The following is a 14567-nucleotide window of genomic DNA, read 5'->3' on the forward strand; positions in this document are numbered from 1 at the left end:
GCCTGCGCGGCTATCCGAAACGAGGAGACATCGTGAACCTGCCCCACTATGTGAAAGTCGTCGAAGTCGGTCCGCGCGACGGCCTGCAGAACGAAAAAGCCATGGTGCCGACCGAGGTCAAGGTCGAGCTGATCAACCGCCTGAGCGATGCCGGCTTCGTCAATATCGAAGCCGCTTCCTTCGTCTCGCCCAAATGGGTGCCGCAGATGGCCGACGGCGCCGATGTGATGGCGCGCATCCAGCGCCGGCCCGGCACCTTGTACTCGGTGCTCACGCCCAATATGAAGGGATTCGAAGGCGCGGTGGCCGCGTCCGCCGATGAGGTCGTGATCTTCGGCGCCGCCAGCGAGGCCTTCTCGCAAAAGAACATCAATTGCTCGATCGCAGAATCCATCGCGCGCTTCGAGCCGGTGGCCGCCGCCGCCAAGGAGAAAGGCTTGCGACTGCGCGCCAGCGTCTCCTGCGCGCTGGGCTGCCCCTACCAGGGCGAAGTGCCGGTGCACGCGGTGGTGGATGTGGTGCGCCGCATGCGCGATCTCGGCTGCGACGAGATCGACATCGCCGACACCATTGGCGTGGGCACGCCGGGCCGGGTGCAGGAGGTGATGCACGCGGTGGCCGCCGAATTCCCCATCGACCGCCTCTCCGGCCATTTCCACGATACCTATGGCCAGGCGCTATCCAATATCCTGGCCAGCCTGCAGGTCGGCATCTCGATCTTCCACGCGTCGGTGGCCGGTCTCGGCGGCTGCCCTTATGCCAAGGGCGCCACCGGCAATGTCGCCACGGAAGACGTGCTGTACATGCTGCACGGCATGGGCATCCACACCGGCGTGGACCTGGAGCAGGTGGTGCGGGCGGGCGACTTCATCTCGCAGTCGATCGGCCGCGCCAACAGCTCGCGCGTCGGACGCGCGCTGCTGACGAAGTGGGGCGCCGGTGCCGACGCCGCGCCCGCCTGCGTGTAAGGCATTGCCATTCGCACCCTACCGACATGAACATTCGCACTCCTGACAACGCCGGGGACACGGCAGCGTTGCCCGAAGCCGCGCAGCGCGTCGCCGGCCTGCTGGCCGGCCTCGGCCACGACAAGCCGGTGGTCATGCTGCCCGCCACCGGCAAGACCTCGGCCGAGGCCGCGGCCGGGCTCGGCTGCTCGGTGGCCGAGATCGCCAAATCCATCATCTTTCGCCGCGTGGCGGACGACGCGCCGGTGCTGGTGATCGCCAGCGGCAGCAACCGCGTCGACGAAGCCAAGGTGGCCGCCGTGGTGGGCCAGCTCGGCAAGGCCGACGCCAGGTTCGTGCGCGAGAAGACCGGCTACGCCATCGGCGGCGTCTGCCCGATCGGCCACGCGGTGGCGCCGGTGATGCTGCTCGACAGCGACCTGTTCCGCTACGACAGCCTGTGGGCCGCCGCCGGCCATCCGCACGCGGTGTTCAACCTCACGCCGCAAGAGCTGCAGCGCATGACCGGGGCCGAAGTGGCCGATGTGGCGCAGCGCGATTCCGCATGAAGCCGCCACTCGCACCCGGCATCGCCCGCGCCGCGACCGCCGCCGCACAGGCGCCCATGGCTGGCAGGGACTGATCCGATGTCGCAAGCCACCCGCCTGGCCGCCGAACTCACGCGCGGCGCGCAAGCCGCGCAGCGCGCGCAGCCCGTACCGTCGCCTTGCCGCAATGTATGCCGCATGGATGCCGCCAGCGGCTACTGCGAAGGCTGCCTGCGCACCATCGGCGAGATTGCCGCATGGTCCGGCAGCGACGAGGCCGAGCGGCGCAGGATCTGGCTGCTGTTGCCGCCGCGCGCCGCGCAACTCGCCGCACGGGCGGCGCCTTGACTGCGCCGGCGGCTGCCATGCGTGTCCACCCCAACACCACGGAGTGATCCGGCCATGACAAACGCCATCGACTGGTATTTCGACCCGATCTCGCCGTTCGCCTACCTCGCGTTCGAGCGGCTGCCCCGGGCCTTGCCGGCCCATGCCACGGTACGCTACGTGCCGCTGCTGTTTGCCGGGCTGCTGCGCCATTGGGGCAATGTCGGCCCGGCCGAGATCGCGCCCAAGCGCCGCTTCACCTTCGAACATGTGGCATGGATCGCGCACCGCGACGGCATCCGGCTCGCCATGCCTGCGGTGCATCCTTTCAATCCGTTGCCCTTGTTGCGCCTGGCGGTAGCGCTGGAACTCGAGGGCCGGCTAACGCACGCCACCCTGGCGCCGGTCTTCCGCTTTGTCTGGCAGCAAGGCCATGTGCCGCAGCAGCAGGCGGAATTCGACGCGCTGTGCGCCCTGCTTGGCGTACCCGCCGCTGCGCTGGCGCGGGACGCGGTCAAGGCGCGCCTGCGCGAACACGGGGACGAAGCCGTGGCGCGCGGCGTGTTCGGCGTGCCCACCGCCGTGCTGCAGGGCGACGCCCAGGGCCAGTTGTTCTGGGGCCTCGATGCGCTCGACATGCTGGCTGCACGGCTGAACCATGACCCCTTCTTTGCCTCCGGCGCGTTCCGTGCCGCCGCCGACTTGCCGGTGGGAACGGGGCGCGCCGATGCGCCCACCCCGGCCGCCGGCCGCTGATATTAGCCCTGACTAACCGATAGCCCGATGCCAGCCACCTTCGCGCCTCCCACCCTGCCATCCACCATGCGCGTCTTCGAGCGCGGCTGGCTGTCGGCCAACAACATCCTCTTTGTGGACGGCGACGACACCGCGCTGGTCGATTCGGGCTATGTCACGCATGCGCCGCAGACGCTGGCGCTGGTCGAGGCCGGCCTGCGGGGGCGGCCGCTGCGGCGCCTCGTGAACACGCATCTGCACTCCGACCATTGCGGCGGCAATGCCGCGCTGCAGGTCCGCTGGCAACCGCGCACGCTGATCCCCGCCGCGGAGGCCGGGGCGGTGCGCGCGTGGGATGTGGACGCCCTCAGCTACAGCGCCACCGGCCAGCAGTGCGACCGCTTCGGCTTCGACGGCGTGGTGCAGGACGGCGATGTGTTGCGCCTGGGCGGGATGGACTGGCAGGTGGTGGCGGCGCCCGGCCACGATCCCCATGCGGTGATGTTGTTCGCGCCGCAGGAAGGCATCCTGATTTCGGGCGATGCGCTGTGGGAGAGCGGCTTCGGCGTGATCTTCCCGGAACTCGACGGCGAGAGCGGTTTCGCCGAGCAGGCGGCCGTGCTGGAGCGCATCGCCGGGCTGGATGTGCGCGTGGTGATTCCCGGCCACGGGCGGCCGTTCACGAACGTCGCCGCCGCGCTCGACGTTGCCGGCGGGCGCCTGGCCTACCTGAGCGGCGATGCCGGGCGCAACGCCGCGCACGCGGTCAAGGTGCTGGTGAAGTTCAAGCTGCTGGAGCAGCAGCGCATGCCGCGCGACACGCTGCTGGCGTGGATGGCGCAGGCGCCCCTGATGCAGCGCATTCACGCGCGCTTCATGGCCGGGCAGGACATGGCGCAGGTCCTGGACCGGGTGCTGGAATCCCTCGCCGCAGCGGGCGCGCTGGCGCTGGCAGACGGCGAGGTGTACAACCGGGACTGAGCGGCGGCRCCCCGCCCTGGCGCTTGCGCCTGCCCCGATCCCTTGCGAGGAAGTCGCCCATGCCTGCCTTTCCCGTCGCATTGCTCCAGCCGCTGGTCGCGCATCTCCTGCCCTCGGCCATCCACGCGCACGGCGCCGACCTGCAGATCGAACTGGCGCCCTTCGTGCTCGGCGGCGCGCCGGTGCGTACCGCGATCCGTCTCGATGGCGTGAGCCTGCCCTCGCAAAGCCTGGAAGGACTGGCAGGCCGGCGCCTGCTGTTCCCGCTCAACCCGGAGCCCGGCTATATCGACGGCTCGATCTACGTCGACGGCCGCCATCACGCGGTCGACGTCAGCGAGCTGCGCTTCGGCGAGCTCGACCCGCACGGCCTGCCCGTGACGCTTGAAGGCTGGATTCATTTCGACGACGGCGCCCGCTTCGACGACACCGCGCTAAGCCTGGCCGCCCACATTGCCCATCCGCTGTCGGAGCCGGAGCTCGATGCATTGATCGACAACACCGCTGCCGAAGCCGGCATCGCTACCGCGCATCAGTCCGGCAAGGTGATGGCCGCACTCAGCCGCAACCCCCGACTGCGCCATGCCGACATGGCACTGCTGCATGCGCGCGTGCAGGCCCGGTTGCTGATCGCCGAAGCCAGGAAGGCGCGATGAGCGGCGGGTTGCTACACTGACTGGCAGGGAGCGCCCGATGCACCGCCGGGAGTGGGTGCCGGCAACTCCTCCGCTGACCTAGTCGCAAGGACGCATCATGCAATCCCTCCACGGCCAAGGCTTTCTGCTTCGTCCCTTTCGCTATACCGACGTGCCGCAGTTCGTGGCGGCCGTGCACGAATCGCTCGACACGGTGGGCAAGTGGCTGCCGTGGTGCCACGCGGGCTACACCGTGCGCGATGCGGAGAACTGGGTCGACATGTGCACCGAGAACATGGGCATCGGCGAGGCCTACGATGTCGGCGTGTTCGCGCCGGACGGCAGGGAGTTGTACGGGGGCGTCTCCATCAACCAGATCAACCGGGACTACAACTTCGCCAACCTGGGCTACTGGATCCGCCAGAGCCGGCAGCGGCAGGGACTGGGCGCGCGCGCGGCGGAACTGATGGCCTGCTATGGATTCCACCGGCTCGGGCTGACGCGGCTGGAGGTGGTCGCCGCGGAGCACAACGTGGCCAGCCGCGCCGTGGCCGGGAGGATCGGCGCGCAGTTCGAATGCATCGCGCGCAACCGGCTGGTGCTGCACGGCGTGCCGTGCGCGGCGGCGATGTATTCGCTGGTGCCGCCGTGGTACCGCAATGCCGGCCCGGCCGCGGGCAAGGAGACATGAAACGAAGGGAAGCTGTCTGTGCCAGGCCATCGAATACGAGATCGGCCAGCTCGACAGCTTGCGCCCGTCAACCCTTGGTGATGGCAAACGCGTAGGTGCGCTCATCCTGCCGCGGCGTTACCTTGTATCCCTTCTTCGCCGCCCAGACATTGATCTGGAAATAGAGCGGAATCACGCCATAGTCCTTGATCCCGATTTCCGTGGCCTCCTGCAGCAGCTTCTCGCGGGCACGATCGTCGATAGTGGTCAGCGCGGTGGTCAGCTTGGCGTCCAGCGCCGGGTTGCTGTAGCGCCCGCGGTTGGATGCGCCCCAGCCCTTGGCCGGGTCATAGGTTGCCAGCAGCGACTTCAGCGACGATCCCGCTTCACCGGTATCCGCACCCCATCCGGCCAGCAAGAAGGAAAACTCCAGCTTGTTGGCGCGCGTGAAGAAGGTGGCGGACGGCATGGCCTCCACCTTTGCCTGGATGCCGATGCGCGACAGCATGGAGGCGATGGCCTGCGCGACCTGTTCGTCGTTGACGTAGCGGTTGTTGGGCGCATGCAGCGTGAGCTGGAAGCCGTCCGGGTAGCCGGCTTCGGCCAGCAGCTTCCTGGCGCCAGCCGCATCGAAGGTATCGGGCCTGAGGCCCGGCACATAGCCGAAGAGCGTGGCGTTGACCAGCTGGCCAGTGGGTTCGGCGGCGCCTTCCATCACGCGGTCGACGATGGCCTGGCGGGAGATGGCGTGCGAGATCGCGGCGCGTACGCGCGGGTCTTTCAGCGGGTTCTTCGCCAGCGGCTTGCCGGCCTTGTCGGTGACGAAGGGGGTGACATCGCGATTGGTGTCGAGGTGCAGGTACATCATGCGGAAGGTGGACACCTTGAACACGCTCACGCCGGGATCGGCCGAGAGCTTGCGGATATCCGACGTGGGCACGTTCTCGATGACCTGCACGTCGCCGGCAAGCAATGCTGCGACGCGCGGCGCATCGTTGGTGAGGATGCGCAGCGAGACCGTGTCCCACTCCGGCTTGTTGCCCCAGTAGGCTTCGTTGCGGGTCAGTTCCACGCGGTCGCCCTTGCGGAAGCTGGCGAACTTGTAGGGGCCGGTGCCCACCATCGCGCGGCCGCTGTTGAAGTCTTCGCTGGTGGCGTTCTCGGCGACCTTCTTCGACACCATGTAGATGGTGGACAGGTCATTGGGCACCAGCGGGTAGGGGCCGTGGGTGGTGATGCGCACGGTCAGCTTGTCGACCGCGACGATGTCCTTGAAGCCCTTGGTGTAGATGGTGTATGGCGAGGGGCTGTTCTTGACCGTGGCGGGGCGGTTCAGCGAGTAGACCACATCGGCCGAGGTGAACTCGCTGCCGTCGTGGAACTTCACGCCGGGGCGCAGCTTGATCTCCCAGGTGGTGTCGTCGACCGGCTTCCACGATAGCGCCAGCGCCGGCTTGAAGCGCATCTTCTCGTCCTTGGCAATCAGGGCTTCGAACATATGCTCGGCCACGTTCGCGTTGGGCGTGACGTTGTGATAATGCGGATCCAGCGAGGTGATGTCCCCGGACAGGCCGATGGTGAGGCCCGCGGCAAAAACGGTCGGGGAGAGGGCGGCGCAGGCAAGGCTCGTGGCAAGCGCTGCGGCGCCGAGGGCGCGGCGGATGATGGTCATCGATGAGTCCCTGGTCGGCGTGATGCGCAAGATGCGCAAGATGCTGTGCAGGGATTGTCGGGAGTCGCAGACATCCATGTCAAGGCGGGCAGACCCGCAGCGCCGGATGCACCGGCACGATGCGGCCATGCACAGCCGGCGTGCCGTTTTGCCGCGTGTTTTCCCTGCTGTGTGGCACGAACGGGCGGAGTGGCTCGCCGTGAAACAGCGCAACTGTTCCTGTGCGGCCTGACAGTCGCGCCGTATAGTGGACGCCGCATCCACTCCGCCAGCGGCGCCGYCCATCCATGCTGAAAATTCTCGGAAAAGCCTCCTCCATCAATGTCCGCAAAGTGCTCTGGTGCTGCGACGAACTCGGCTTGCCGTTCGTGCGCGAGGACTGGGGTTCAGGCTATCGCGCGACGGATAGCGCGGAATTCCTCGTGCTGAATCCGAACGCCATGGTGCCGGTGATCGACGACGATGGCTTCGTGCTGTGGGAGTCGAACTCCATCATCCGCTACCTGGCGTCGCGCTACGGCGATGGCACCCTTTACCCAGGCACCGCGCGGGAGCGCGCCCGGGTGGATCAATGGATGGACTGGCAGGCGACGGAGCTGAACAATGCGTGGCGCTACGCTTTCATGGCGCTGGTTCGGCAATCGCCGTTGCACCGGGACGAGCGGGAGATCGCCGTCTCCGTCGCCAGTTGGTCAAGGCATATCGGCATCCTGGAGCGGCAGCTTGCAGACACCGGCGCCTATGTCGCCGGCGAGCGCTTCACGCTCGCGGACATCCCGATCGGCTTGTCGGTGAACCGCTGGTATGCCACGCCGCTGGCGCACCCCGCCTTCCCCGCGGTGGCGGCCTACTTCGAGCGGCTCGGCGCGCGCGAAGGATTCGCGCGGCACGGCCGCAACGGGATTGCCTGAGGCCCGGAGCGGGGGCTGCACCCCCGTTCGCGCCCCGGGCCGTGCTCAGAACGTCGTGCGCACGCCCAGCTTGACGCTACGCCCCGGCAGCGGCGCAATGTCGCGCAGGATCGAGGTGGCCATGCGCGCATCCTGGTTGGTCAGGTTATCGCCGCGCAGGTAGACCAGGGTCTGGGAGCCCGCCACCTTGAACTTGTAGGTGATGGACACGCCGAGCAGGGTGTAGGCATCGGTGGGCGTGTCATTGGCCGGCACACGGGTTTGCCGGGCCGCGTAGGTCACGTCGGCGCGCGCGCCCCAGGGGCCGGCGCCATAGACCAGGGAGCCGCCCAGGCGCAGCGGCGCCAGCCGCGGCAGCGGCTGGCCGGTGCTGCGGTTCTCGCCGCGCACGTAATCGGCGCGGGTTTCCAGGTCGAGGGTGTCGCTGCCGGTCAGCAGCTTCTGCGCCACGCGCGCCTTGCCTTCGGCCTCGAAGCCATACATCGTGGCCGGCACGCCCATGTACTGCATCACAGGCAGCGCGCCGGCGCTGCCTGGGGTCACGAAATCGCCTTCCGCGTCGCGTGCCGTGCCGGTGTTGGTGAGTGCCAGGTAGTTCGAGAACCGGCTGTAGTAGCCGGAGATGCCGGCGCTGTGCGGACCGGACTTGAAGCGCACGCCCAGGTCCAGCGAGGTGGCGCGCTCCTTGGCGGCGTTGGGGTCGCCTTGCTCCCATGAGCCGGTGGCCAGGTGGGGGCCATTGGCGTACAGCTCGTAGAAGGTGGGAGCGCGCTCCGTGTAGGCCAGATTGCTGGTCAGCGACCAGGCCGGCGCCAGCTTGTAGAGCAGGCCGGCCGAGGCGCTGCCGGCGTTGAAGCTGCGGCTGGCGTCGGCGAAGCGGTCGTTGCCGTTGGCGTAAGACTTCAGGCTGGTGTGGTCCATGCGGCCGCCCAGGTTGAGCTTGAGGTCGCCGTCGGCGGTCAGCGGCATTTCCTCGAAGACGAACAGCGCGGCATTGTCGGTATCGGTGGTCGGCACGAAGGCCTCCTCGCCGAGCGCCGAGAAGCGGGTCGAACCGAACTGGGTGCCGATCACGCCCGTCATGTTGCCGATACGCGCGTGCTTGGCCTCGAAGCGCGCATCCCAGCCATTGTTCTTGAAGATGGTGCCGGTCTGGCCCCCCTCGATTTCCTTGTGCTCGTAGTCGGTATAGCTGAACTTGCCCTTGACCGATTCGATAAAGCCGCCGGTATTGGCCGTCAGGTTGCGAGCCTCGCCCTCCAGCGCGAAACGTTGCTGGTGCATCTGGAGGCGTACGTCGCTCTCGGCCGGCGTGCCGTATGCGTTGTGGTACTCGCTGTAGTTGGCGCCGACGAAGCCGTCGGCCCAGGTGTAGGAGCCGCCCAGCGAGCCGCCTTGCTGCTGCGAACTGGTGTTGGGCAGGCGGCCGTAGGCTTCGCTTTCGCCGTCCGGAAGCGGCTGGCTGTTGCGCAGGGCGGCGCTGCGGGCGTAGCCGGGAATGTGCAGGTCGCTGGTCTTGCGCACGAAGGCATCGGCGTGGATGGCGATCTGGCCGTTGCCGGCCTCGATCAGGCCACTGGAGTTGCGCGCGACGTCGCCGCCGGCGGTGGCGCTGGCTTCGACCGCGCCGCCGATGCCCTCGATCGGCTCCTTGGGAATGCGGTTGTCGATGACGTTGACCACGCCGCCGATGGCGTTGCCGCCGTACATCAGCGCGGCCGGGCCGCGCACCACCTCGATGCGCTCGGCCACCAGCGGGTCGAGCGCCACGGCGTGGTCGTTGGACAGCGTGGAAGCGTCGATGGTGCTGCCGCCGTTCTGCAGCACCTTGATGCGGTCGCCGTCCAGGCCACGAATGATCGGGCGGCTGGCATTGGGGCCGAAGTAGCTGGAGGACACGCCCGGCAGCTTGTCCAGGGTGTCGCCCAGCGTGCTGCCCTGGCGCACGGTGAGGGCATCGCCGCCGAGGGAGGAGACCGGCGCCACCAGGTCGGTGAGCTCGCTGCCCAGCGGGTTGGCGGTGACGACCACCTCGCGCAGGGTGGCCGAGGGCGCCGGCGTTGCCTCGCTGGCGGGGGCGGCGGCAGGTGCCGGAGCGGCGGGAGCGCCTTGCGCGAAGGCGCCGGTGGAAACGGAGGCGGAGGCGATCAGGGCCGCAATGGCGGCGAGCGGCGTGCGCCGCACGCGGTGTTCTTGTTGGAGGCGGAAAGACATGGCTCGCGGTGTTCTTGGATGCTATCGAACGCTGGGCGCTGGCATGCGAGCGCCGGCCATGCACCGCCCGGCGCGAAATGCGCTGGGCGGCGGCGGGCAGGGCGGTTCGGAAGCGTGGCGCGTTGCGTCAGGCGGCGAGCAGCGGCAGGGTGGCCGCCGCCCGGGGTTCAGGCTTGAGCGTGAACGGCCGGAGGTGCGCGCGAGCGGAAAGGCTGGGGATGCCGCAGGTCAGGCCGGCGCCAGCCGACGCTGAACGGAACCGGCGATTGCAGGTGCGTGAGCGCCGGCATGACCGGCGTGCCGCAATGGCTGGCGGCCACTGTGGCGCCATCGAACAAGACGCAGAAGTGCCCCGCCAGCTTCAGCGAGAAGGGCTGGCCGGGGTCGGCGGCCTGGATCGCGTCGGTGCCGGAGGCCGTGACGGCGGCTCCGTCGTGGCCAGCGTCAAACTCGCCGTTACTGGTGTTCGCCTGCTGTGGCGGGCTGAGCAGCCCGCCGTGATGGATGCGGTGCGTCAGGCCGGCATGCTGGGCCAGCAAGAGGCACAGCGCCAGCCATAGCGCCGGCCACAGGCCGAGGCCGCGGGCGCGGCGGCGCTGCAGGCGTTGCCAGAGCGGCGGGGGGTTAGTGTCCATGCCCGCCGTGAACGTGCATGTGGTGATGACCGTGGTCATCGCAACCGCAGTCCTCACCATGCTCGTGATCGTCGCCCTCGCCCTCCAGGCCGTCATCCCAGCTCGGGAACGGGTCGGCATACTGCGCCCAGGCGTCGGGGCCGTCCGCCATTTCGGCATCGGTCAGCAGGCAGGCATCGAGCAGGGCCTCGAGCGCGGGGCGGTCCAGATCCTGGCCGATCAGCACCAGTTCCTGCCGGCGATCGCCATAAGGGCCGGGTTTGCCGTCCACCGTCATGTCGGCTAGCAGTTCGGCGCGGCCTGCTTCGTCCTCCGGCCATTCGGCCGGGTCCAGCGCGGCCCACCAGGCGCCGGCGCCGCCGTGGCGGCATACGCCGCCGGCCTGGCCCCAGGTGCCGGCCGCGTGCATGCGCGTGGCCAGCCAGAAGAAGCCCTTGGAGCGCAGCACTGTGCCATGCTCGCGCAGCCACTCGGTATGGATCAGGTCGGCAAAGCGCTGCGGATGGAAGGGGCGGCGGCGGCGGTAGACAAAGCTGCCGATGCCGTAGGCTTCGCTCTCCGGCACGTGCTCGCCGCGCAGTTCGGCCAGCCAGCCCGGTGCCGCGGCGGCGGCATCGAAGTCGAAGCGGCCAGTGTCGAGAATGCTGTCCAGCGGCACTTCGCCGAAGCTCGCCGGTACGATGCTGGCGCGCGGGTTGAGCGAATGCAGGATGCCGGCGAGGCGCTCGCGCTCGGTCTCGCTGACGAGGTCGAGCTTGTTGAGCACGATCACGTCGCAGAACTCGACCTGCTCGATCAGCAGGTCGACCACCGTGCGGTCGTCGTCCTCGTCGCGGGCCTGGCCACGGTCCTGGAGAAAATCGGCTTCGTTGAAATCCTGCAGGAAGTGGGCGGCATCGACCACCGTCACCATGGTGTCGAGGCGGGCGATGCTGTCCAGCGCCACGCCGTGCTCGTCCTCGAAGGTGAAGGTTTCGGCGATGGGCAGCGGCTCGGCCACGCCCGTCGACTCCACCAGCAGGTAATCGAAGCGGCCCTCGCGCGCCAGGTTGCCGATCTCGGTCAGCAAGTCCTCGCGCAGCGTGCAGCAGATGCAGCCGTTGGTCAGTTCGATCAGGCGCTCGCCGGCCTGCGCCAGCATGCCGTCGCCAAGCAGCCGGGCATCGATGTTGACATCGGCCAGGTCGTTGACGATCACGGCCACCCGCTTGCCTTCGCGGTTGGCCAGTACATGATTGAGCAGGGTAGTCTTGCCGGCACCGAGGAATCCGGACAGCACGGTGACGGGCAGGCGATCGGCCATGGCATCTAGGCGCGCCGGGGCAGGGCGGCACGCGTTATTGCAACAAAGTTGCGACTGTATCAGAAAGCGGTCGGGAAAGCAGGCAATTCAAGGCGCGTTGGCCGCAAGAATCCCGCCGTTCCTAATGATAGGCCCGTGACTGTGACACCACAAAGGCGAAAGACGAAAGGGCGCCGTGCCCGGCCAGTGGCATGTGCCCAAGCAAAACGGCCCGGAGAACCGGGCCGTCGGGCAGCGCGGGCAGGCCGCGGATCAGTCGCCGAACAGCTTCTGGCGCAGTTCGCGGCGCTGCTGGGCTTCCAGCGAGAGCGTGGCGGTGGGGCGCGCCAGCAGGCGTGGCACGCCGATCGGCTCGCCGGTTTCCTCGCACCAGCCGTAGTCGCCGGATTCGATGCGGGCCAGCGATTGCTCCACCTTCTTGAGCAACTTGCGCTCGCGGTCGCGCGTGCGCAGTTCCAGCGCATGCTCTTCCTCGATGGTGGCGCGGTCGGCCGGATCCGGCACGATGACCGTTTCGCGCAGATGCTCGGTGGTCTGATCGGCGTTCTTCAGGATATCGTCGCGCAGCTGCTCAAGGCGATGTTTGAAGAAGGCGAGTTGCGCCTCGTTCATGTAATCCTTGTCGCCCATCTTCAGGATTTCAGCTTCAGTCAGAAGTTTATTGCTGCTCATGGTTGCTGCTGATTCTCTTGTTGGTGCGACCGGCGGCGTCTTGGTCCGCTCGGGTGCAGTGTCCGGCCGCTTGCGCGGTGCGGACGTTTCGCTCTGGCTGGCTGCAGTCTTGCTGCTTTGCGTGCCTCCCTTGGCCTCGCCCGCACCGGCGTGCGCCGTACTGCCGCGGGGAGCAGGCGCAGCCTCCATGGACTGCGCCTTCAGCGTCTCGGCCGCAGCGCTGCTGCTTTTGCTGCGGCTTTCTTTCGTTTTCGTTGCGGCTACCATGGGACACCTCTCTCTCGCGTCGATCGATGACGGCGCGTGACGGGTGCCCCAAGCGGAGGGCGGTCTCCGCATCAAGCACTGCGACCGCACCTGCCGGCAGCCCGCCTCATGCTGACGACGACCGCCGCCCTGCATTGCGGGCGCCATGACCAAAAGACAAAAGGCTACGTTACCCGCACTAAATCCAGCCTATTGTACTTGAACAAAAAATTTGGAGATATGGGAGAAAAGCGGGGAGTTTTCCCTGATATCCCCGCCTCCCTCCGGTGGAGGGGGGCGCCAGGGCGGGCTGCGGGGTCCGGCGGGCTCAGGCCAGGCAGGTGGCCAGGCCCTTCAGGATGGCGTCCTTGGGCAGGTCCACGCCAATGAAGACCATTTTGGTGCCGGGGGTTTCATCGCCCCATTTGGCGCCGATATCGCTGCCCATCAACTGGTGCACGCCCTGGAAGACCACTTTCCGGTCCACCGCGTCCATATAGAGCACGCCCTTGTAGCGCAGCAGTTTTTCCCCGTAGACCGACAGGATGCCGGACAGGAATTCCTCCAGCTTGCCGTAGTTGAAGGGTTTTTCGCTACGGAAGACGAAAGAGCCGATGCGATCGGTGTGATGGTGATGGTGGTGGTGGTCGTGCTTGTGGCCGTGATCGTGGTGGTCATGGCCGCAGTTGTCGCCGCAATGCTCGCCGTGGGCGTGCTCGTGCCCATGGTCGTGATCGTGCTCTTCGGCCTCGGCGCGCAGGAAATCCGGGTCGATTTCCAGTTTTTCGTTCAGGTTGAAGCCGCGCAGGTCGAAAATGGTGTCGATCGGCGCTTCGCCGAAATGCGCCGTGCGCACGGGCGCGCGCGGGTTCATGTGCAGCAGGCGGTGGCGCAGGTCGCCGATGTCGTCTTCCGCCACCAGGTCCGCCTTGGTGATGAAGATGGCGTCGGCAAAGCCGACCTGGCGCTGCGCCTCTTCCTGTTTGTCGAGTTGCTGGTTGGCGTGCTTGGCGTCCACCAGGGTGATCACGGCGTCGAGCAGGTAGCGCTGGGCGATCTCGTCGTCCATGAAGAACGTCTGGGCCACCGGGCCGGGGTTGGCCACGCCGGTGGTTTCGATCACTACCCGGTCGAAATCGATCTCGCCCGCATCGCGCCGGGTCATCAGTTGCGACAGCGCCGCCACCAGGTCGCCGCGGATGGTGCAGCAGATGCAGCCGTTGCTCATCTGCACGATCTGCTCGCGGCCATCCTGCACCAGGATCTCATTGTCGATGTTTTCTTCGCCGAACTCGTTTTCGATCACGGCGATCTTCATGCCGTGCTGCTCATTCAGGATGCGCTTGAGCAGGGTGGTCTTGCCGCTGCCGAGGAAGCCGGTCAGGATGGTGACCGGGGTCAGTTTGGACATTGTTTTCTCCGGGAAGGGATGCCGCTTGGCCTGTCGTRTGCGCGGGCAAGTGTGGCCAGGATAACTTCGTTCTTGTGTGGGGCGGGCAAGCAGCCCCCTCGCTCAGCCTTGCCGGCCATGGGTGCGTGCGCCGCATTCGGCGCAAACGCCGTTGACGGTGAGTTCCACGTGCTCCACGGCAAAGCCGCTGGGCACCTTGGGCGCGGCCTGTGCCGGCGCGCTGACGCCGTCCAGGCAGAAGGTGCGGTCGCAGCGGTTGCAGTGGAAATGGCTGTGCTGCCGGTGCACTTGCGCGCGGGCTGCCTCGTGCTCGACCAGGCTGAAGCGGAATACGCGGTCGTGGCCGGCCCGCTTCTGGGCCAGTCCCTGCTCGACCAGCCAGTCGAGCACGCGGTAGACGGTAACGCGGTCGATCGCTTCGCCGTCGGCCGGCATGCGATCGATCACGGCCTGGTGGGTCAGCGGCTCATGGCTTTCCATCAGGCAGGCCAGGATGCCAAGGCGCGGCTGGGTCACACGGGCGCCCAGCTCGCGCAGGCGCTCGTGGGCGGCGTCCAGGGTGCCCGGCGCGGGTGTCATGGCGGAGGAAGGCATGTCCTGGGTAGGGGAGGGGCTGCTGCTCATGGACCGATTTAACCATAGCGTCCCAGGTGATGCAAT

16 protein-coding genes are annotated in these 14567 nt (G+C 67.6%); 9 read left to right on the plus strand and 7 right to left on the minus strand.

From position 1 onward, the window contains the following. The first annotated feature begins 32 nt into the window (after window positions 1–32). From AC1DN0_RS06915 to AC1DN0_RS06945, 7 genes are all read left to right on the plus strand, one after another. Window positions 33–968: a hydroxymethylglutaryl-CoA lyase gene (locus AC1DN0_RS06915; protein ID WP_477103453.1), complete on the plus strand. Its 936-nt coding sequence runs from the start codon at window positions 33–35 to the stop codon at window positions 966–968. Window positions 969–994: 26 nt separating this feature from the next. Continuing rightward, entirely contained in the window at window positions 995–1516 is a 522-nt protein-coding gene (locus tag AC1DN0_RS06920) for a YbaK/EbsC family protein (protein ID WP_035874416.1), read from the plus strand. 78 nt (window positions 1517–1594) lie between these two features. Beyond that, window positions 1595–1843, plus strand: a complete 249-nt coding sequence (locus AC1DN0_RS06925; protein ID WP_441635915.1) for a DUF1289 domain-containing protein — start codon at window positions 1595–1597, stop codon at window positions 1841–1843. Between the two features lie 54 nt (window positions 1844–1897). Next, on the plus strand, window positions 1898–2578 hold the full coding sequence (locus AC1DN0_RS06930; RefSeq protein ID WP_441635917.1) for a 2-hydroxychromene-2-carboxylate isomerase: 681 nt from the start codon (window positions 1898–1900) through the stop codon (window positions 2576–2578). A gap of 27 nt (window positions 2579–2605) precedes the next feature. Continuing rightward, window positions 2606–3538: an MBL fold metallo-hydrolase gene (locus tag AC1DN0_RS06935; protein ID WP_441635919.1), complete on the plus strand. Its 933-nt coding sequence runs from the start codon at window positions 2606–2608 to the stop codon at window positions 3536–3538. Between the two features lie 59 nt (window positions 3539–3597). Further along, on the plus strand, window positions 3598–4194 hold the full coding sequence (locus AC1DN0_RS06940) for a GatB/YqeY domain-containing protein (protein ID WP_441635921.1): 597 nt from the start codon (window positions 3598–3600) through the stop codon (window positions 4192–4194). Between the two features lie 97 nt (window positions 4195–4291). Then, entirely contained in the window at window positions 4292–4864 is a 573-nt protein-coding gene (locus tag AC1DN0_RS06945) for a GNAT family N-acetyltransferase (RefSeq protein ID WP_441635923.1), read from the plus strand. A gap of 67 nt (window positions 4865–4931) precedes the next feature. On the opposite strand, the gene AC1DN0_RS06950 is transcribed toward AC1DN0_RS06945, so the two are convergent. Then, complete coding sequence (locus tag AC1DN0_RS06950) at window positions 4932–6515, minus strand: ABC transporter substrate-binding protein (RefSeq protein ID WP_441635925.1); 1584 nt, start codon at window positions 6513–6515, stop codon at window positions 4932–4934. Here AC1DN0_RS06950 and AC1DN0_RS06955 point away from each other — a divergent pair. After that, complete coding sequence (locus tag AC1DN0_RS06955; protein ID WP_441635927.1) at window positions 6505–6747, plus strand: hypothetical protein; 243 nt, start codon at window positions 6505–6507, stop codon at window positions 6745–6747. The two genes, AC1DN0_RS06950 and AC1DN0_RS06955, sit on opposite strands and share 11 nt — an antisense overlap. A 55-nt stretch (window positions 6748–6802) precedes the next feature. Beyond that, a complete protein-coding gene (locus tag AC1DN0_RS06960) occupies window positions 6803–7426 on the plus strand; it encodes a glutathione S-transferase family protein (protein ID WP_441635929.1) in 624 nt (207 codons plus the stop codon). Window positions 7427–7471: 45 nt separating this feature from the next. On the opposite strand, the gene AC1DN0_RS06965 is transcribed toward AC1DN0_RS06960, so the two are convergent. The 6 genes from AC1DN0_RS06965 to AC1DN0_RS06990 form a co-directional block, all read right to left on the minus strand. Next, the gene (locus AC1DN0_RS06965) at window positions 7472–9640 is read right to left on the minus strand and encodes a TonB-dependent receptor (protein WP_477103454.1); all 2169 of its coding nucleotides are present in this window, start codon (window positions 9638–9640) and stop codon (window positions 7472–7474) included. Window positions 9641–9807: 167 nt separating this feature from the next. After that, complete coding sequence (locus AC1DN0_RS06970) at window positions 9808–10275, minus strand: hypothetical protein (protein WP_441635933.1); 468 nt, start codon at window positions 10273–10275, stop codon at window positions 9808–9810. After that, on the minus strand, window positions 10265–11578 hold the full coding sequence (zigA, locus tag AC1DN0_RS06975) for a zinc metallochaperone GTPase ZigA (RefSeq protein ID WP_441635935.1): 1314 nt from the start codon (window positions 11576–11578) through the stop codon (window positions 10265–10267). Before zigA ends, AC1DN0_RS06970 begins: the two co-directional genes overlap by 11 nt. A gap of 252 nt (window positions 11579–11830) precedes the next feature. Further along, window positions 11831–12250, minus strand: coding sequence for an RNA polymerase-binding protein DksA (gene dksA, locus AC1DN0_RS06980; protein WP_035874393.1), 420 nt, complete (start codon window positions 12248–12250; stop codon window positions 11831–11833). 574 nt (window positions 12251–12824) lie between these two features. After that, window positions 12825–13907 carry a CobW family GTP-binding protein gene (locus AC1DN0_RS06985; RefSeq protein ID WP_441635939.1) on the minus strand — a complete coding sequence of 361 codons (1083 nt, stop codon included), beginning with the start codon at window positions 13905–13907 and terminating at the stop codon, window positions 12825–12827. A gap of 102 nt (window positions 13908–14009) precedes the next feature. Then, complete coding sequence (locus tag AC1DN0_RS06990) at window positions 14010–14486, minus strand: Fur family transcriptional regulator (protein WP_276286661.1); 477 nt, start codon at window positions 14484–14486, stop codon at window positions 14010–14012. Window positions 14487–14567 lie beyond the last annotated feature (81 nt).

The organism is Cupriavidus sp. 05N39 (assembly GCF_056397325.1).